This window comes from Micromonospora sp. SD12 (assembly GCF_052068495.1).
Taxonomy (GTDB): domain Bacteria; phylum Actinomycetota; class Actinomycetes; order Mycobacteriales; family Micromonosporaceae; genus Micromonospora; species Micromonospora echinofusca.
Genome location: NZ_JBQHDF010000008.1, coordinates 42,638 through 59,823, shown reverse-complemented (window position 1 = coordinate 59,823; position 17,186 = coordinate 42,638). Strand labels below are relative to the sequence as shown.

The window sequence follows — 17,186 nt, the reverse complement described above, 5'->3', positions numbered from 1 at the left end:
ACCCGGGCGCGGCGAGCCGGGTCACCCGGCGCGGGCGTCCGGCGGTCAGCCGCGTCCCGCGACGCGCAGCAGCCGGAGTTGGCCGATCTCAGCCGCGTTCTTCATCAACTCGGCGTTGACCCAGGCGAGCATGTGCCCGACCGTGTGCCCCGCGTCCTCCTGCCAGGGGAACGACGCGGGGGCGTCGAGGTCTGCGTCGGTGAGCCGGTCGAGCTGACCGAGCCACTCGGCGCGCAGGCCCCGCAGCCAGGCGATCGTCGGCCCGCCCGGGCCCGGCCATCCGACGTCGGTGCGCTGCCGGGGTGGCCGTCCCCCGAGATGGTCCATGGCCACGGTCCACCACCAGCCCATGTGCCACGACAGCCAGCCGATCGTCGGAACCGGCACGGGATCGGGTTCGGTGTCCGCCCAGTCGGGGGTCCACCCGCCGGCGGGGCCGGGACGGACCGTCCAGCAGCGCGCCGCCGGTTCCCAGAGGAAGTCCGCCGCCTCGATGCGTTCGAGATGGTATTCGAACAGCGACCACGTCAGGTCGAACTGCCAGCGCAGGAGCGCACGGGAGGTTGCCGCCATCGGGCGATCATGCCCGAGGCCGGCGGCCCGGTCGACGCAATAAGGCCGCGTGCCGGGCCCCTCCCGGGCGGTCGCCTCAGCCGCCGGCGGTGTCCTCCCCCGCGACCTCGGTGGGGTCGTCCGCCACCGGATGGCCGGTGTCGTCCACCAGGCCGGGCGCCATGCTTCCGCCGTGGGCGTCCTGCGCCTGCCGGGTCTCGCGCGCCGCCGCGTCCTGCGGTACGCCCGGCGTCGCGTCCTCGTCGTGTTCCTGCCGCCGCTCACCCATCACCGCGTCCCCTTCCGTCGCTCACGCCCCGGGCGGTACCCGGGCGGCCGGTGGGAAAACCTCCCCGCCGACGCTCCGTCCGGGCCGGACGACACGTGGCGCGGCGCTCAGGACGGGGAGCCGGCTGCGGCCCGCTCCGCCCGACCCCGCCCCGCCGGCCGCACGCCCAGCAGCTCGGCGAGCCGGGCGGCGTCGCGTTGGGCCTGGTCCTCGCAGCAGTTGTTGAACAGCGCGTGCAGCTCCTGTGCCTGCCCGGCCAGCTCGACCAGCAGCTCCGACCAGCGGCGCAGCTCCTCGTCGCCGTACGCGTAGCGGAACTTCTCCTGCTTGTCCCCGGTCTCCCAGGCGGTGCTGTGCCCGTGGAACCGCACGACCGCCAGCTCCGCCGTGGCGAAGAGGATGGGCGGCACCGACGACGGATGCCCCTGCGGCATGTCGACGCAGACGAACGACAGGTCCCGCTCCCGCAGGAACGCGAGCGTGTCCAGCGCCGCCGTGCCGTCGAACCAGGACCCGTGGCGCAGCTCGACGGCGACCCGCCACGGTCGGCACCGCTCCGCCAGTTCGGCGATGCGCCGCTCGGCGGCGGCTCCCCGGGCCAGCCACGGTGGAAACTGGAGCAGGACCGCGCCGAGCCGGTCGGCCGCCGCGATCGGGTCCAGCGCCGCCCGGAACCGGTCCCACAACTCGTCGTACGCGGCCGCCGGCAGGTCGCGGCGGCGGATGCGACTCGGGCCGCCGGTCGGACGCAGGTCGCGCGGCAACGCGGCCACCGGTGTCGGGTGGCCGGTGAAGAGGCTGAACGCCTTGACGTCGAAGGTGAAGCCCTCGGGCGTGGCGTCGACCCAGCCCTGCGTCGTCTCTGGCACGGGGACCGCGTAGTAGGAGGTGTCGACCTCGACCAGCGGGAAGTGCCCGGCGTAGAAGTCGAGCCGGCCGGCCGGGGTGCTCGCCGCGCGGGGATACCAGCCCGAGCGCAGCAGCATCCGGTCCGCCCAGGACGACGTGCCCACCTTGATCACACCCATGTAGTTCAGTGCACCCCGGACCGGACGAAACGGCAACCGGTGGCGGAAACCCGGCGTCCGGGAAGCCGTTTCTGTCGGTGGGCGGTCCTAGGCTCAGCCGCGTTCTGAAGGAGCCCAGGAGGGAGCGTGGCGATGTCCACGACCGATCAGTTGACCGGCGAGCGGGCCGACCTGGTGGAGACGCTGCGCCTGCATCGCGGCTTCCTGCGGCGGACCGTCGAGGGTCTGACCGACGAGCAGGCCGCCGCCCGCAGCACCGTCAGCGAGCTGTGTCCCGGCGGTCTGATCAAGCACGTGACGCAGGTCGAGCAGCGGTGGATGTGGTTCGCCGTCGGCGGTGCCGAGGCGATGAACCGCGAGCCGCTCGACTGGGCCGGCCAGTTCCGCATGAACGAGGGCGAGACGCTGGCGGGGCTGCTCGACGACTACGCCCGGGTGGCCGCCGAGACCGACGGGCTGGTCGGCACCCTCGACCTCGGTGCCACCCACCCGCTGCCGCAGGCCCCCTGGTTCCAGCCCGGCGCGAGCTGGTCAGTCCGCCGCGTCCTGCTGCACCTCGTCGCCGAGACGTCCCAGCACGCGGGGCATGCCGACATCCTGCGCGAGGCGATCGACGGCGCCAAGACGATGGGCTGAGCCAGGCCCCGGTCGCCGACCCGGCCCTTGTCGGCCGTCACACCCCGACCCGTGTGACGGTCCGGCGGCCCGTGGCGCTGAGGGACACGAGATGAAAGCACATCGGATGGACCAGGAAACCGTCGAGCGGCTGCTCGGCGGTCCGGTCCTCGACCCGCAGGACGGCCCACGTCCCGTCGCGTCGCTGTTGACCGCGGTGCGCGCCGCACCCCACCCCCGGGAGCTGGCCGGCGAGGAGGCCGCCGTCCGGGCCTACCGGCTGGTCCGGGCCGGGCGCCCTCCCGAGTTGCCGCAGCGACGCCGTCCCGCCCTCGCGGGCTTCGGCGTGCGCGCCGCGCTCGCCGGTGCGGCGCTCGCGCTCACGGGCGGGGTGGCCCTCGCCGCCACCGGGGGCACCCTGCCCCACCCGTTGCGGGCCCCGGCGCCCACCACCGCCGCTGTCCAGCCTGCCCCCGACCGGGACGCCTCCCGCACGGCGGTTCCCGACCCTTCGCGGGCGCCGACGGGCGGGGCCGACGGCCGGCCGGAACCGGACGCGGCCGTCCGGGAGTCCTGCCGGGCGTACCGGGCCGACGGCGACGACGGCCCGGGCGGTGCGCTCGACGACGCCGCCCTCGCCGACCTGATCCGCGCCGCCGGTGGCCGCGAGGAGGTGGCCGGCTACTGCGAGCGGGTGCTGGCCGACGAACCGCGGAGCCCCGGCCCGGCCGGCAGCCCGTCCGGTCGGCCCGGCGCCGATCCGACCGGCCCGCCGGGAGCGGGACCGACCGGGCACCCCGGAGGCGACCCGACGGCCCGCCCCGGAGTCGGGCCGACCATCCGCCCGGGCACGGAGCCGACGAACCGCCCAGGCGCAGAGCCGACGAGCCGCCCGGGCACGGAGCCGACGAGCCGCCCGGGCACGGAGCCGACGGGCCGGCGCTCGGGGCCGTCCACGTTGTCGCCGTCGGAGGCGGCCGCCCGGACGGCCCACCCCCGGCCCGCCGTGGACCCCGCCCTCGACGGGTGACCTCCCCGTGAGCCGCCTGCCCTGTGCGGAATGACCTCCCCGTGGACCGTCCCGCCCTCGGCGGGATGACCGCCCCGTGAGCCGCCCGCCCTCGGCGGAATGACCGCCCTGTAGGCCGCCCTCGGCAACCCGGGCGCCCCCGCCGACGGCCGCGTTCCCGGCTCACCCGGAAGGGGTGAGCCGACCCGCCGCGGGGCCCGTTTGGCCGGTCGCTGAACGGGCAGCCGGCAGTCGGACCGGAAGCGGGAGAACAGGAGGCGTCTGATGCGCGCACTGCGGTTGCCGGGCTGGAAGTCGGAGCCCGAGCTGGTCGAGGTCGACGAGCCGACCCCCGGCCCGGGTCAGGTGGTGGTCAAGATCGGCGGTGCCGGGGCCTGCCACTCCGACCTGCACCTGATGCACGACTTCGAGGCCGGCGCGGTGCCCTGGAACCCACCGTTCACCCTCGGCCACGAGAACGCCGGCTGGGTGCACGCGCTGGGCGACGGGGTCACCGGGCTGACGGTGGGCCAGCCGGTGGCCGTGTACGGGCCGTGGGGCTGCGGCACCTGCGCCCGCTGCCGGGTGGGCGTCGACCCGTACTGCGAGAACGTCGCCGAGGCGCCGGTGCCCGGCGGGGGCGGCGGCCTCGGCCTGGACGGCGGCATGGCCGAGTACATGCTGGTGCCGCAGGCCCGGCAGGTGGTGCCGCTGCCCGACGGGCTCGACCCCGTACTGGCGGCGCCGCTGACCGACGCCGGGCTCACCCCGTACCACGCGATCCGCCGGTCCTGGGCGAAGCTCGGCCCGACCAGCACCGCCGTGGTGATCGGCGTGGGTGGGCTCGGGCACGTGGGCGTGCAGATCCTCAAGGCCACCACCGCGGCGCGGGTGATCGCGGTGGACACCCGCGAGGAAGCGCTGCGGCTCGGCGAGGAGTGCGGCGCCGACCTGACCATGCTCTCCGGCGCGGACACCGCCCAGGAGATCCGCCAGGCCACCGGCGGTCGGGGCGCCGACGTGATCCTGGACTTCGTCGGCGCCGACCCCACCCTCGCGCTCGGTGCCGCCGCCGCCCGCACCGTCGGCGACCTCACCATCGTCGGCATCGGCGGCGGCACCCTGCCGGTGGGCTTCTTCTCGGTGCCGTACGAGGTGAGCATCCAGACCACGTACTGGGGCAGCCGGCCGGAACTCATCGAGGTACTCGAACTGGGCGCCCGGGGACTGGTGAAGCCGAAGGCCACCACCTTCTCGCTGGACGAGGCGGTCGTCGCGTACCGGAAGATGGCCGACGGCACGCTGGAGGGTCGGGCCGTCGTCGTGCCGTGAGCACCGCGCCCCTAGAGTGATCATGTGGTCGCGGCGCTGGAGCTCTACCTGGACACCGACGCCACCCGACGGATCCGGGTGCTCTGGGACGCGCTGGAGTCCGAGGGCGTGCAGAGCATGCGGTCGCTGCTGGAGCAGCGCCACCGGCCGCACGTCTCGCTCGCCGTCGCGCCCCGCTTCGATCCGGAGCGGGTCGCGGCGGCGCTGCGCGGGACGGTGGTGGCCGCGCCGTTGCGGCTGAGCTTCGAACACGCCGGGCAGTTCGTCGGCCGCGTCCTGTGGCTGGGCCCGACCCCCACGGTCGAGTTGCTCGCGCACCACGCGCGGGTGCACGGCCGGCTGGCCGAGGCCGGCATCCCGCTGGTCGAGCACTACCAGCCGGGGCGTTGGGTGCCGCACTGCACGCTGTCGATGCGCGTGCCGAACGTCCTGATGGCCGCCGCCGTGCGCCGCTGCCTGGAGGTGCTGCCGCTGGAGGCGACCGTGGTCGGCGCCGCCCTCACCGACCACGCCCGGGGCATCTCCCACCCGCTGCCGTAGCCGGGCCGCCCCGATGCCGCCGTCGCCGTCGCCGTCGGTGGCACCCTCACGGGCCGGACCGACCGGCCGCTTGTCCGCGTCACGCCCGGGGGTGGATCCTGTAGGGAATCGACAGAAACGAATCTTTGGAGGTTCGATGCGTCGTTTCCCGCTCGCCCTGCTCCTGCTCGCCGCGCTGCTGCTCGGCCTGCCGGCGCCCGCCCACGCCGCCCCCGCCCCCGCCGACGCAGCCCGCGCCGCGACCGCGCTCGCGCAGATCCGCACCACCGGCACCGCCTGGGGCCTCGACCCCGCCACCGGCCGGATGACCCTGACCGTCGACGACACCGTCTCCGCCCGGGACGTGGCCGCGCTGCGGGCGACCGCCGCCCGGGCCGGTGCGGTGCTCCGGCACGAGCCGGGTGAGCTGCGGCTGCTCATCGCCGGTGGTCAGGCGATCTACGGCGGCGGCGGGCGGTGCTCCCTCGGCGCCAACGTCCGCAGCGGCAGCACCTACTACTTCGTCACCGCCGGGCACTGCACCGCCGCCGGTGCGACCTGGTACGCCAACAGCGCGCAGACCACCGTGCTCGGCAGCCGGGTGGGCAGCAGCTTCCCCGGCAACGACTACGGGCTGGTCCGCTACACGAGCCTGGTCGCCCACCCCAGCGCCGTCTACACGTACCCCGGCCTCGTCACGATCAACGGCGCCGGCAACGCCCACATCGGCCAGACGGTCTGTCGCAGCGGCTCCACGACCGGGGTCCGCTGCGGCACGGTCACCGGGCTCAACGTGACCGTCAACTTCGCCGGCGGCGCCGTCACCGGGCTGATCCGGACCAACATCTGCGCCGAGCCGGGCGACAGCGGCGGGCCGCTCTACGTCCCCGGCACCGGCGTCGTCCTCGGCATCCTCTCCGGGGGCAGCGGCAACTGCACGACCGGCGGCACCACCTACTACCAGCCGATCGTCGAGATCCTGGCCGCGTACGGCGTGACCATCCCCTGAGCCCGCACGTGCCCGGCCCGACCCGTAAGACGGGCCGGGCACGGCGGGGTCAGCCCTTGCGGCCGGTGGTGGCGATGCCCTCGACGAAGTGCCGCTGGGCGAGGAAGAACAGCACCAGCATCGGCACGGTCGCGATGACGCTGCCCGCGAGCACGATCTCCCACTGCTGCTCGCCGCCGTAGCCGAAGCGGTCCAGCACCACCTTGAGCCCGCGCGGGAGGGTGTACAGCTCCTCGTCGCGCAGGTAGATCAGCGGCTTCATCAGGTCCGTCCAGCTCGCCTTGAACTCGAAGATGAAGGCCACCAGCAGGGCGGGCCGGATCAGCGGGAAGGCCAGCTTCCAGAACAGCTGCGGGTAGCTCGCCCCGTCGACCCGGGCCGCCTCGAAGTACTCGCGCGGCAGTGAGAGCAGGAACTGCCGCAGCAGGAAGATGTAGAACGCCGAACCGAACAGGTTGCCCGCCCACAGCGGCACCTGCGTGCCGGTCAGCCGCAGTTCCGTCCAGATCAGGTACGTCGGGATCATGGTCACCGCGAACGGCAGCATCATCGTCGCGAGCACCAGACCGAACAGCACATCGCGCCCCGGGAACCGGAAGTACGCGAAGCCGAACGCCACCCACGCGCTGGACAGCGTCACCGCGAGCGCCGCCGCCGTGCCCACCACCACGCTGTTGAACAGCCAGGTGACCATCGGCACCGCCTGCCACGCGTCGGCGTAGTTCTCCGGCGCGAACGGGGTGGGCAGGAACCCGCCGGAGAAGACGTACTCGCGGGGCCGCAGCGAGGCGCCGATCAGCCAGACGAACGGCAGCATGAACACCACGGCGGCGCCGACGAGCGCGACCACGAACAGCACCCGCTGCCACAGCGGGCGACCGCTCTCCTCGGCCGCCGCCCGCCGGTCGGCGCCTCCCGGCGCGCTCGCGGGTACGGGCGCGGCGACGGCCCGCTGCACCGTGGCCGTCACGACCGGCTCCCCTCGGTCGGCCGCCGGGCCACCCCTCCACGCCGCCTGCTGTCCACCGTCACGGCTGGTCCCCCTCGTAGTACACGAACCGGTTGCCGAGCTTCACCTGCACCAGCGTGATGATCAGGATGATCACGAAGAGCAGCCAGGCCATCGCCGAGGCGAAGCCCATGTGCAGGAACTGGAACGCCTCCTGGAACAGGTGGATCACGTAGAACGACGCGGCGTCGCTGTTGAACGATCCCTGCGTCTGCCGGTTGCCGAAGTACATGGTGTAGACCTCGGTGAACATCTGCAGCGACGAGATGGTGTTGACGATCAGCGTGAAGAACAGCGCGCCCGAGATCATCGGCAGCGTCACGTGCCGGAACCGGGCCCAGCCGCCGGCGCCGTCGATGCTCGCCGCCTCGTACAGGTCGCGCGGCACGTTCTGCAGAGCGGCGAGATAGATGATCACGGTGGAGCCGAGGCTCCACAGGCCCATCAGGACGATGCCGGGCATCACCCAGTCCGGGTCGGTGGTCCAGCTCGGGCCGTCGATCCCGATCAGGGCGAGGCCGCGGTTGATCAGGCCGTCCTGGGTGTTGAGCAGGAGCAGGAACAGGATGCCCACGGCCACCGCCGGGGTCATCACCGGCAGGTAGAAGACGGTACGGAAGAAGCCCTGCAACCGCCCGACCCGCTTGAGCAGCAGCGCCAGCCCCAGCGAGATCGCCATCACCAGCGGCACGTGCAGGAGCGTGTAGTACACGGTGTTGCCCAGGCTGCGCGCCACCATCGGGTCGGACATCAGCTCCCGGTAGTTGTCCAGGCCGGTGTACCGGGGCGCGTTGATCGCGTCGTACTCGGTGAGGCTGAGCCAGGCGCTGGCGATCATCGGCCCGGCGTTGAAGATCAGGAACCCGACGATCCACGGCGCCAGGAAAAGGTACGCCCAGCGCGCCTCCCGCCGGGCCAGCGGCGTACGACGCCGCCGGCCCGTGGGAGCGGGGACGGTGGTGGTGGCCATCCCCCGGGGCCTACTTCGAGGCCTTGTCGAGGGCGGCGGTCGCCTCCTGCTGGGCGCGGGCCAGCGCCTCCGCCGGCGGCGCCTGGCCCGAGAGGACCCGGTTGACCGCGTCCGTCCAGGCCTTGTCGAACTCGGCGCCGGCGGGCGAGGCCGGCATCGCGAAGGCGGCGTCCTGCACGGAGCGGATAGTGGCCACCGCGTCGTCGAAGCGCTTGTTGCCGGTGGGCTGGTACAACTCGTCGAAGATCCGCTTGTCGGCGGCGACGTTGCCCGTGTAGACGCCGGTGAACGGCTGGCCGGCGGCCTTGCGCGCGTCGGCGCGGGCCTTGGCGGCGGCGACCCAGGTGTCGGTGGCGGTGACCTTCTTCATGAACGCGCACGCGGCGTCCGGGTTCTTCGCGCCCTTGGGGACCACCCAGGCCAGCCCGGAGGAGAGGGTCACCGGCTTGCCCTGCCGGTCCACGAACGGCTTGACCACCAGTTCGGCCTTCGGGGTGTTCTTGGCGGCCTGGTTGAGGAACCACTCCTCCATGGGCCAGGCGACGATCTGGTTCTTCGCGAGCGGGTTCTGCGCGCCGAAGAAGTCGAAGGTGTCCCGGAAGGACTTGAACTTGCCCCAGCCGGCCTGGTCCTGGATCAGCCTGACCCCGGTGGTGAGCGCCTCGACCACCTTCGGGTCGTCGAGGTTGGCCTTCGTGCCGTCGGCGGAGAGCATGTCGACGCCGTTGGCCTTGGCCCACATGGGCAGGAACTCGGGGATCTTCGGGTCGATGCCGATGCGGGAGAGCCGACCCCCGGAGACGGTGGCGAGCCTGGCGTTGAGCGCGGGCAGCCCGGCCCAGTTCGCGAGGTCGACGTCGTCGACGGTCAGGCCCTTCTGCCGCAGCAGCGCCTCGTTGAGGTAGAGCACCCGGACGCTGGAGAACTCGGGGACGCCGTAGACGGTGCCGTCGAGGGTGACCTGTTCCTTCGCCGCCGGCCGGTACTGCCCCATGTCGATGTCCTGCTTGTCGACGCAGTCGGTCAGCGGTTGGATGGAGCCGCGCTTGGCGTAGGTGCCGATCAGCTTGCGGTCCATGTAGACCAGGTCGGGCGGGTTGCCGGAGGCGACGGCGGAGAGGAACTGCTGCTCGTCGAAGGCCCCCTCGGTGATCTTCAGGTCGACGCCCGGGTTGTCGCGCTTGAACGCGTCGACGCGCGTGGTCGCGATCTCGTCGGAGAGGCCGAAGCCCATCGTGGACAGGGTGCCCTCGGTGGCGGTACCACCGCCCTCGTCGCCGTCCCCGCCGACGCCTCCGCATCCGCTGACCGCCAGGGCGAGCACCCCGACGAGCGCGGCAGCACGCACCATCCGTGTCATTGACTCTTCCTCCTGCCAATCGGCGGGCGACGATGCCCGCTCGGACCGGCACTTCTCCGGTCAACGACCGCGCTAAACGTCTTTCAAGGAGGAATTGGCGTTTGTGGGAAACACAAGTCGAAACGGGAGCGTCCGCAACGACGCCGGGCGGCAGCTGCTCAGGCGGCCCGGGGGGTGAGGAGGTAGTCGTCGGCCTCGGGGCTCCACCGCAGGTCGACGACGCCGCTGGTGGCGGCCGCCTTGCAGAACTGGAGGAAGCTGCGGTAGCCCAGCTTCTTCTCGCTGAAGTCCGGCCGCGCCCGGCGCAGCTGGTTCTTCAGGCCGGAGAGGGCCACCGCGCCCTCGTCGCCGGCGAGGTCCGCCACCACCGAGCCGAGCAGCCCGAACGCCACCTCGCGGTCGCCGTGCTCGGGCAGGGACACCTCGGGGTCACCCTTGGCGGGCCCCTCCGCCAGCTCGACCACGTTGTGCCCGGCGAGGTGCCGCAGCAGCTCCCCGAAGGTGCGGAACCCGTAGTCGGACTCGCTGAACGTCGGGTCCTTGCGCAGCAGGGTGCGCTTCAACGTCGAGGCGGTCACCTCGCCGCTCGAACTGCCCTGGAGGCCGGCGACGGTCTGGGCCACGAGCACGGCGAGCGTGTCGACGTCCCGGGCGGCCTCCTCGGCCGCCGGCTGCGCCTCGGGCTCGGGCTCCTGCTCCACCCGCGGCACGTCGGGGCTGGGCAGGCGGGCCGGGCGCCCGCGCCGGACCCGGGCGGGAGGGACGTCGACGCCCTCCAGCCGGTCGTAGTAGAGGAACTCGTCGCACGCGGGCGGCAGCAGTGCCGAGGTCGAGTTCTCCACTCCGACGCCGATGACGCGCTTGTTCAGCTCGCGCAGCTTGTGGACCAGCGGGGTGAAGTCGCTGTCGCCGGTGCAGATGACGAAGGTCGAGATGTACCCGCGCTCGAAGGCCAGCTCCACGGCGTCCACGGCCATCTTGATGTCGGCGGCGTTCTTGCGCGACGCCCCCATCCGCTGGGGAATCTCGATGAGCTCGACGTGCGAGCGGGTGAGCATCCGCCGGTCCTCGTCGAAGTAGGACCAGTCCGCGTACGCCCGGCGCACCACCACCCGGCCGCGCTCGGCGAGGGCGTCGGCGATGGGGCGGAAGTCGAAGGCCACCCCGCCGAGATGGTCGCGGGCCCCCAGCGCGAGGTTCTCGTAGTCGAGGAAGAGGGCGATGCGGTCTTCGTGATCCACGCAGGTCAGCCTACCCCCGGCGAGGCGCCGGGCCGCCCGGTCCGTCGCCGCCCGGCGCGGTGAGCGCCGGGTGCTGGCGACCCTGACCTACCTGAGCGCCGGTCCGACGCCCGGGTAGCATGCTCCGGCCGGTGCTCCGCCCGGTGGTCAGGTACGCGCCGACGAGGCGCTGGCCGAAAGTTGCGCTCCCGCTCTCCCGGCGTTCACGCCCGCACCGCTAGCATCGCTGCTCATGAATATGAGGAGCAGTGCCCGCTCGGGGCCCAGAAGGCTGGCGATGGCGATCGCGCTGGCCGTCGTGCTGGTGGCGCCCGTGGCGGTGACGGCGGCGGCGTCGGCCGCCACCACCCTGACCGTGGCCCAGGCGCTCGCCGCGCAGGACGGTCGGACGGCCACCGTGACCGGCTACGTCATCGGCCAGCCGACCAGCAGCACGACGGTGCTCAGGTCCGGTTTCACCTCGGACACCGCGATCGCGATCGCCGACACGGCGGCCGAGACCGGGCCGAGCCGGATGCTCTACGTCCAGGTCACCACCGCCTACCGCAGCACGTTCGGGCTGCTCACCAACCCGGGCCTGCGGGGCCAGCGGGTCACCGCCACCGGCGCGCTCACCGCCTACTTCAGCCACGGCGGCCTGAAGAACCCGACGGCGATGACCCTCGGCGGCACCGCTCCCTCGCCGAGCCAGTCGCCGACCCCGGTCCCGACCACCACCCCGGTACCCGGCGGCGACTACGACTCCACCTACTACGCCAACGCGGTCGGCAAGTCCGGCGCGGCGCTGCGCAGCTCGCTGCACTCGATCATCAAGGTGCAGACGAAGCTCTCCTACGACCAGGTGTGGGAGGCGCTGCGCGACACCGACCAGGACCCGGCGAACAGCAGCAACGTCATCCTGCTCTACACCGGTCGTTCCCAGAGCAAGACCAGCAACGGCGGCGGCGTCAACGACTGGAACCGTGAGCACGTCTGGGCCAAGTCGCACGGCGACTTCGGCACCGCGACCGGGCCGGGAACCGACGTGCACCACCTGCGGCCGACCGACGTCTCGGTCAACTCGACGCGCGGCAACAAGGACTTCGACAACGGCGGCAGCCCGGTCACCGAGGCGCCGGGCTGCTACACCGACGCCGACTCGTGGGAGCCGCGCAACGCCGTCAAGGGCGACGTGGCACGCATGATCATGTACATGGCGATCCGGTACGAGGGCACCGACGGCTGGCCGAACCTGGAACTGAACCAGTCGGTCAACAACGGCACCGCGCCGTACCACGGCAGAATGTCGGTGCTGCTCCAGTGGAACCAGGCCGACCCGCCGGACGCGTTCGAGAAGCGCCGCAACCAGCGGATCTACGAGCGCTGGCAGGGCAACCGGAACCCGTTCGTCGACCACCCGGAGTGGGCGGGCGCCATCTGGGGCTGAGCCGTCCCCGCCCGACGTCGCGGCCGGTCCCCGATCCCGGGACCGGCCGCGCGTCGTGACGGGCCGGGCCGGGTCGCACCGGTCAGCCGGTCGCCCCGGCGACCACCACCCGGCCGCCCGCCGGCTCCGGGACGAAGGGCAGGCTCCTCGGTCCCACCGGCCGGCTGACCGCCAGGTTGATCGAGGCGCTGAGCAGCACGAGCATGTCCCGCCCTTCGTGGACGAGGCTGCGCTCAGCGCAGGCGGGCGTACGCCAGGGGCAGCGGGGTGGGCTGGTCGCTCCACGTGCCGGTCAGCACGGCGCCGTCGGACGCGGTGCCGCCGTCGAGACGGCGCACGACGGCCAACTCCACGGGATCGGTGACGATGAGGGTGAAGTCGTCCTCCACCACGCGGCGTACGGCGCCGACGGGTGGGACCTCGGCGCCCCGGGTGCCGCTGCCGGCGATGTCCATCGTGGGCTCACGGTGCTCGCGCCGGCCGTCGACCTCGAAGTACTCCTCCGCCTGCCCGGCGTCGGCGAGGACGGCCGCCGCCAGCGTGGCGGCGTAGACGGGGTCGGCGCAGCCGTCGTAGACCCAGCGGCGGCCGAGCACGGAGTGCTCGGTGGTGCCCACGAGCCAGTCGTCGCCGCCGTCGAGGGGCGCGCCGCGGTAGGTCAGCGGCACCTGGTGGACCGGCCCGTCGCCGGCCCTGACGAGCAGCGTCTCGACGCCGACGGCGCCGGCCGGATCGTCGAACCGGTAGGACGCCACGCGCTCGACGTCGGCGCCGGCCGCCCCCTGGTACCACGGTCGGCCGGGCAGCCACGCCGCCAGCAGTGCGAACTTGGTGGGGTGCATCTCCGCCCGGTGCAGCAGCGCCATACGTCGCATCGTAGGGGCACGGCCGTACTCCCCGCTGACCCGCCCGCGCCCGACGGCCCCGCCCCGAGGCGCCGGGTCCCGTACCCGCGGCGCGGTCACGCGGTGGCGTGGCGACGCACTCCCCCGGCGTCGGAGCGGGTCAGCCGGCCCTGGGCGACCAGGAGTTCCAGGTGCGCCGCCGTCTCGGTGACCGCGAGCATCGCGTTGAACACGTCGAGGTCGCCCAGCCGGTGCTCGCGCCGGGTCCAGCGCAACTGGGCGGCCACCTCGTACGCCGAACTCGCCCCACGGGCGACGGCGGCCTCCGTCTCGTCGAGCCGCGCGCCGTGGTGCGCGACGAGTTCGTCGACCCGCGCGTGCACGCTGGGCGTCACCGGCCCGTGCGCCGGGAGCAGCCGCGCGTCCGGTCGTCGCCGGACCAGCGCGAGCGAGCCCAGGAACTCGCCGAGCGGGTTCGCGGAGAGGGCGGCCTCGAACCCGATCGACGGCGTGATGGTGGGCAGCACGTGGTCACCGGCGAACAGCAGGGCCGAGCCGGTGTCGTGGAAGACGACGTGGCCGCGCGTGTGGCCCGGCGTCTCGACGACGTGCAGGGTGCGCTCGCCGTGGGTGATCCGCTGACCGTCGTGGAACCAGTCGTCCGGCAGTTCCCAGTCCTCGGTGCTCAGCCGCACCCCGGTCAGCTCCGCCAGGGTGTCGGCCAGCTCACCGGCGCCCAGCAGGCGCAGGTGGTCGAGCTGCTCGGCGAGCGGGTTGCGGTGCGGGGTCATGGACACCGTCAGGCTCGCGCGCTCGCCGGCGCCGAGGCTCACCCGCGTGCCGTACTCACGGCGCAGGTGCACGGCCTGCGTGTAGTGGTCGCGGTGGACGTGCGTCACGAGGAACCGGCGTACGTCCGCCAGCGAGCAGTCCAGCTCCTTGAGCGCCGCCTCGAGCGCGGACCTCGCCTCGGCGACCGCCCAGCCGGAGTCGACGAGGACGAGTCCGTCGTCGTCGCGCAGGACGTACACGTTCACCGCGCGCAGGCCGTCGTTGGGCAGCGGCAGCGGTACGCGATGGACGCCGGGGGCGACCTCGTACGTCCCGGGCCTGGTCCAGTCGTCGCGGTTGCCGGTGTCCGGGGCCATGACGCCGACCATAGCCCCGGCGCGGCGCGCCCCGGGCGGCCGGCCGCCGCGCACCCCGCCTTGCCGGGCCCGCCGGGCGTGTGGTTGGTTTCGGGGACAGGCCAGATCAGCAGCACACCGAGGAGACGCGCGTGGACGACCCGGTTCTCGTCGAGCGGGACGGGCACGTGGAGACGTGGACGATCAACCTGCCGGAGGCCCGCAACCCCATCTCCGGCGACGACGTGATCGACGCCCTGGTCGCCCGGGTCGACGCGGTCAACGCCGACCGGACGGTCCGGGCGGTCATCCTCACCGGCGCCGGCAGTGCCTTCTCCGCCGGCGGCAACGTCAAGGACATGGCGGAGCGGGTCGGCCTCTTCGGCGGCGCCCCGCACGAGTTGCGCGACGGCTACCGCCGCGGCATCCAGCGGATCCCCCGGGCGATGTACGCGTGCGACGTGCCGCTCATCGCGGCGGTCAACGGGGCGGCGGTCGGCGCCGGCTGCGACCTGGCGCTCATGTGCGACCTGCGGATCGCCTCGGAGCGGGCGTTCTTCGCGGAGAGCTTCGTCAAGCTCGGCATCATCCCCGGCGACGGCGGCGCCTGGCTGCTGCCCCGCGCCGTCGGGGCCGCGCGGGCCGCCGAGATGGCGCTGACCGGGGACCGGGTCGACGCCGCGACCGCCCTCGATTGGGGGCTGGTCTCCCGGGTCGTGCCGCACGGGGAGCTGCTCAGCGAGGCGCGCCGGCTGGCCGACCGGGTGGCCGCGAACCCCCCGCACGCCGTACGGATGGCCAAGAAGCTGCTGCGCGAGGCCCAGCACCAGAGCCTCGACAGCATCCTGGAGCTCTCGGCCGCGATGCAGGCGCTGGCGCACCAGACCCGCGACCACGAGGAGGCGGTCCGGGCCTTCCTCGACCGGCGCGACCCGCACTTCACCGGGGAGTGAGCGGGCCGGCCGGCCGGTGACGGCTGCGCCGCCGGAGCTGGCCGTCCCGCGGCTGTCGGGTCGTCGACCGGCCCCGACCGGCCTCCCGGGTGCGGCGCAGCCCCGGCGGGTTCAGCGCTGCACGCGCGCGCCGGCGCCCCGCACGAGCGCCTCGACCTCCCGGAGACTGGCCATCGAGGTGTCGCCGGGCGTGGTCATCGCCAACGCGCCGTGCGCCGCGCCGTACTCGACGGCCGTGGCGAGGTCGCCCTTCTTCAGCAGGCCGTAGATCAGGCCGGAGGCGAAGCTGTCGCCGCCGCCGACCCGGTCCATGATCTCCAGGCCGGGCCGGTGGGTCGCCTCGACGAAACGCCCGTCGCCCCAGGCGATCGCACCCCAGTCGTTGACGGTGGCGGTGCGCACCGTACGCAGGGTGGTGGCGACGACCTTGAAGTTGTCGTACGCCTCGGTGGCCGCCTCGATCATCCGCTTGAAGTTGGCCACCTCCAGCTGCGACAGGGAGGCGTCGGTGTCGGGCACCTCGAAGCCCAGCGAGGCGGTGAAGTCCTCCTCGTTGCCGATCATCACGTCGACGTAGCGGGCGAGCCGGCGGTTCACCTCCCGCGCGCGGTCCTGCCCGCCGACCGCCTTCCACAGGCTGGGCCGGTAGTTGAGGTCGTACGAGACGACGGTGCCGTGCCGGGCTGCGGCGGCCATCGCGGCCTCCATCGTCTCCGGGGTGGTCTCGGACAGGGCCGCGTAGATGCCGCCGGTGTGCAGCCACCGCACCCCCAGCGTGCCGAACAGGTGGTCCCAGTCCACCTGGTCGGCCCGCAGTTGGCTGGCGGCGCTGTGGCCGCGGTCGGAGGTGCCGACGGCACCCCGGACGCCGAAGCCGCGCTCGGTGAAGTTGAGCCCGTTGCGCACGGCGCGGCCGACGCCGTCGTAGGGCAGCCAGGTCACCAGTGACGTGTCCACCCCGCCCTGGAGTACGAGGTCCTCCAGCAGCCGGCCCACCTCGTTGTCGGCGAACGCGGTGACCACGGCGGTCCGCAGCCCGAAGCAGCGGCGCAGCCCGCGTGCCACGTTGTACTCGCCGCCGCCCTCCCAGGCCCGGAAGGTGCGCGCCGTGCGCACCCGACCCTCGCCCGGGTCGAGCCGCAGCATGATCTCGCCCAGGGAGACCAGGTCGTACCGGCACTCGCCGGCCGGACGGATCGACAGCACGGCTCAGGCCTCCACGGTGGGTCGGGCGGCTTCGACGGCCGCGGCGGTGCGGGCGGCGACCTCGTCCCAGCGCCCGGCGGCGATCAGGTCGGGGGCGACCATCCAGGTGCCGCCGACCGCCAGCACGGCGGGCAGGGCGAGGTAGTCCGCGAGGTTGGCGGTGTTGACCCCGCCGGTCGGGATGAACCGCACCGAGCGGAACGGCGCGGCGAGCGCCTTGATCATCCCGCCGCCGCCGAGCTGCTCGGCGGGGAAGAACTTGACCGTGTCGAGCCCGGCGTCGAGGGCCATCTGGATCTCGGTACCGGTGGCGACGCCGGGGAAGACGGGCACGCCCCGCTCCTGGCAGCGCGCGACGACCTTCGGGGAGAAGCCGGGGGTGACGACGAACCGGGCACCCGCCTCGACGGCCCGGTCGACCTGGGCGGGGGTCAGCACGGTGCCGGCGCCGACGAGCAGGTCGGATCGCTCGGACATGACGCGGATCGCCTCGGCCGCGGCGTCGGTGCGGAACGTCACCTCGGCCGAGCGCAGCCCGCCGCGGACGAGGGCGTCGGCCAGCGGGGCGGCGTCGCGGGCGGCGTCCAGCACGACGACCGGCAGGATCCGGGCCGCACCGACGGCCGCGACGACCGCATGTCTCTGTTCATCATTCTGTACGCCAGTCACATATGTGACCCTAGCCGTGCCGCCCGG

Annotated in this window: 19 protein-coding genes; 7 read left to right on the top strand and 12 right to left on the bottom strand. The window is 73.5% G+C overall.

The window, feature by feature from the left end:
- Nucleotides 1-45: 45 nt before the first annotated feature.
- The 3 genes from ACTMS2_RS17495 to ACTMS2_RS17485 all read right to left on the bottom strand — a co-directional run bounded on the left by ACTMS2_RS17495 (nucleotide 46) and on the right by ACTMS2_RS17485 (nucleotide 1,869).
- Complete coding sequence (locus ACTMS2_RS17495; protein ID WP_441176324.1) at nucleotides 46-573, bottom strand: DinB family protein; 528 nt, start codon at nucleotides 571-573, stop codon at nucleotides 46-48.
- Nucleotides 574-649: 76 nt separating this feature from the next.
- On the bottom strand, nucleotides 650-841 hold the full coding sequence (locus ACTMS2_RS17490) for a hypothetical protein (RefSeq protein WP_363895589.1): 192 nt from the start codon (nucleotides 839-841) through the stop codon (nucleotides 650-652).
- A 107-nt stretch (nucleotides 842-948) separates the two neighbouring features.
- Complete coding sequence (locus ACTMS2_RS17485; RefSeq protein WP_441176323.1) at nucleotides 949-1,869, bottom strand: DUF72 domain-containing protein; 921 nt, start codon at nucleotides 1,867-1,869, stop codon at nucleotides 949-951.
- 132 nt (nucleotides 1,870-2,001) lie between these two features.
- On the opposite strand from ACTMS2_RS17485, the gene ACTMS2_RS17480 reads away from it, so the two are divergent.
- The 5 genes from ACTMS2_RS17480 to ACTMS2_RS17460 all read left to right on the top strand — a co-directional run bounded on the left by ACTMS2_RS17480 (nucleotide 2,002) and on the right by ACTMS2_RS17460 (nucleotide 6,353).
- Complete coding sequence (locus tag ACTMS2_RS17480) at nucleotides 2,002-2,505, top strand: DinB family protein (protein ID WP_441176322.1); 504 nt, start codon at nucleotides 2,002-2,004, stop codon at nucleotides 2,503-2,505.
- A gap of 106 nt (nucleotides 2,506-2,611) precedes the next feature.
- Entirely contained in the window at nucleotides 2,612-3,514 is a 903-nt protein-coding gene (locus tag ACTMS2_RS17475; protein ID WP_441176321.1) for a hypothetical protein, read from the top strand.
- Between the two features lie 264 nt (nucleotides 3,515-3,778).
- Nucleotides 3,779-4,825, top strand: a complete 1,047-nt coding sequence (locus ACTMS2_RS17470; protein ID WP_441176320.1) for an NAD(P)-dependent alcohol dehydrogenase — start codon at nucleotides 3,779-3,781, stop codon at nucleotides 4,823-4,825.
- A 24-nt stretch (nucleotides 4,826-4,849) separates the two neighbouring features.
- Nucleotides 4,850-5,365, top strand: coding sequence for a 2'-5' RNA ligase family protein (locus ACTMS2_RS17465; protein ID WP_089001207.1), 516 nt, complete (start codon nucleotides 4,850-4,852; stop codon nucleotides 5,363-5,365).
- A gap of 136 nt (nucleotides 5,366-5,501) precedes the next feature.
- Entirely contained in the window at nucleotides 5,502-6,353 is an 852-nt protein-coding gene (locus tag ACTMS2_RS17460) for a S1 family peptidase (RefSeq protein WP_441176319.1), read from the top strand.
- 49 nt (nucleotides 6,354-6,402) lie between these two features.
- On the opposite strand, the gene ACTMS2_RS17455 is transcribed toward ACTMS2_RS17460, so the two are convergent.
- The 4 genes from ACTMS2_RS17455 to ACTMS2_RS17440 all read right to left on the bottom strand — a co-directional run bounded on the left by ACTMS2_RS17455 (nucleotide 6,403) and on the right by ACTMS2_RS17440 (nucleotide 10,933).
- Nucleotides 6,403-7,323, bottom strand: a complete 921-nt coding sequence (locus ACTMS2_RS17455) for a carbohydrate ABC transporter permease (protein WP_441176318.1) — start codon at nucleotides 7,321-7,323, stop codon at nucleotides 6,403-6,405.
- 58 nt (nucleotides 7,324-7,381) lie between these two features.
- Nucleotides 7,382-8,332, bottom strand: a complete 951-nt coding sequence (locus tag ACTMS2_RS17450; protein ID WP_441176317.1) for a carbohydrate ABC transporter permease — start codon at nucleotides 8,330-8,332, stop codon at nucleotides 7,382-7,384.
- Nucleotides 8,333-8,342: 10 nt separating this feature from the next.
- Entirely contained in the window at nucleotides 8,343-9,692 is a 1,350-nt protein-coding gene (locus ACTMS2_RS17445) for an extracellular solute-binding protein (RefSeq protein WP_441176316.1), read from the bottom strand.
- A gap of 158 nt (nucleotides 9,693-9,850) precedes the next feature.
- A complete protein-coding gene (locus ACTMS2_RS17440; protein WP_441176315.1) occupies nucleotides 9,851-10,933 on the bottom strand; it encodes an NYN domain-containing protein in 1,083 nt (360 codons plus the stop codon).
- A gap of 277 nt (nucleotides 10,934-11,210) precedes the next feature.
- On the opposite strand from ACTMS2_RS17440, the gene ACTMS2_RS17435 reads away from it, so the two are divergent.
- Nucleotides 11,211-12,359, top strand: a complete 1,149-nt coding sequence (locus ACTMS2_RS17435) for an endonuclease (RefSeq protein WP_441176314.1) — start codon at nucleotides 11,211-11,213, stop codon at nucleotides 12,357-12,359.
- A gap of 82 nt (nucleotides 12,360-12,441) precedes the next feature.
- On the opposite strand, the gene ACTMS2_RS17430 is transcribed toward ACTMS2_RS17435, so the two are convergent.
- The 3 genes from ACTMS2_RS17430 to ACTMS2_RS17420 all read right to left on the bottom strand — a co-directional run bounded on the left by ACTMS2_RS17430 (nucleotide 12,442) and on the right by ACTMS2_RS17420 (nucleotide 14,352).
- Complete coding sequence (locus ACTMS2_RS17430) at nucleotides 12,442-12,564, bottom strand: hypothetical protein (RefSeq protein ID WP_441176313.1); 123 nt, start codon at nucleotides 12,562-12,564, stop codon at nucleotides 12,442-12,444.
- Nucleotides 12,565-12,592: 28 nt separating this feature from the next.
- A complete protein-coding gene (locus ACTMS2_RS17425) occupies nucleotides 12,593-13,225 on the bottom strand; it encodes a CG0192-related protein (protein WP_441176312.1) in 633 nt (210 codons plus the stop codon).
- Between the two features lie 95 nt (nucleotides 13,226-13,320).
- Nucleotides 13,321-14,352 carry an MBL fold metallo-hydrolase gene (locus ACTMS2_RS17420; protein ID WP_441176310.1) on the bottom strand — a complete coding sequence of 344 codons (1,032 nt, stop codon included), beginning with the start codon at nucleotides 14,350-14,352 and terminating at the stop codon, nucleotides 13,321-13,323.
- A 131-nt stretch (nucleotides 14,353-14,483) separates the two neighbouring features.
- On the opposite strand from ACTMS2_RS17420, the gene ACTMS2_RS17415 reads away from it, so the two are divergent.
- Nucleotides 14,484-15,284 (top strand): crotonase/enoyl-CoA hydratase family protein, encoded by an 801-nt coding sequence (locus ACTMS2_RS17415; RefSeq protein ID WP_441176309.1) that lies wholly within the window; start codon nucleotides 14,484-14,486, stop codon nucleotides 15,282-15,284.
- Nucleotides 15,285-15,395: 111 nt separating this feature from the next.
- Here the strand turns inward: ACTMS2_RS17415 and ACTMS2_RS17410 are convergent, their stop codons facing one another.
- Both ACTMS2_RS17410 and eda read right to left on the bottom strand, forming a co-directional pair.
- Nucleotides 15,396-16,490 carry a sugar kinase gene (locus tag ACTMS2_RS17410; RefSeq protein WP_441176308.1) on the bottom strand — a complete coding sequence of 365 codons (1,095 nt, stop codon included), beginning with the start codon at nucleotides 16,488-16,490 and terminating at the stop codon, nucleotides 15,396-15,398.
- A gap of 3 nt (nucleotides 16,491-16,493) precedes the next feature.
- Entirely contained in the window at nucleotides 16,494-17,159 is a 666-nt protein-coding gene (eda, locus tag ACTMS2_RS17405) for a bifunctional 4-hydroxy-2-oxoglutarate aldolase/2-dehydro-3-deoxy-phosphogluconate aldolase (RefSeq protein ID WP_441176307.1), read from the bottom strand.
- Nucleotides 17,160-17,186: the final 27 nt, after the last annotated feature.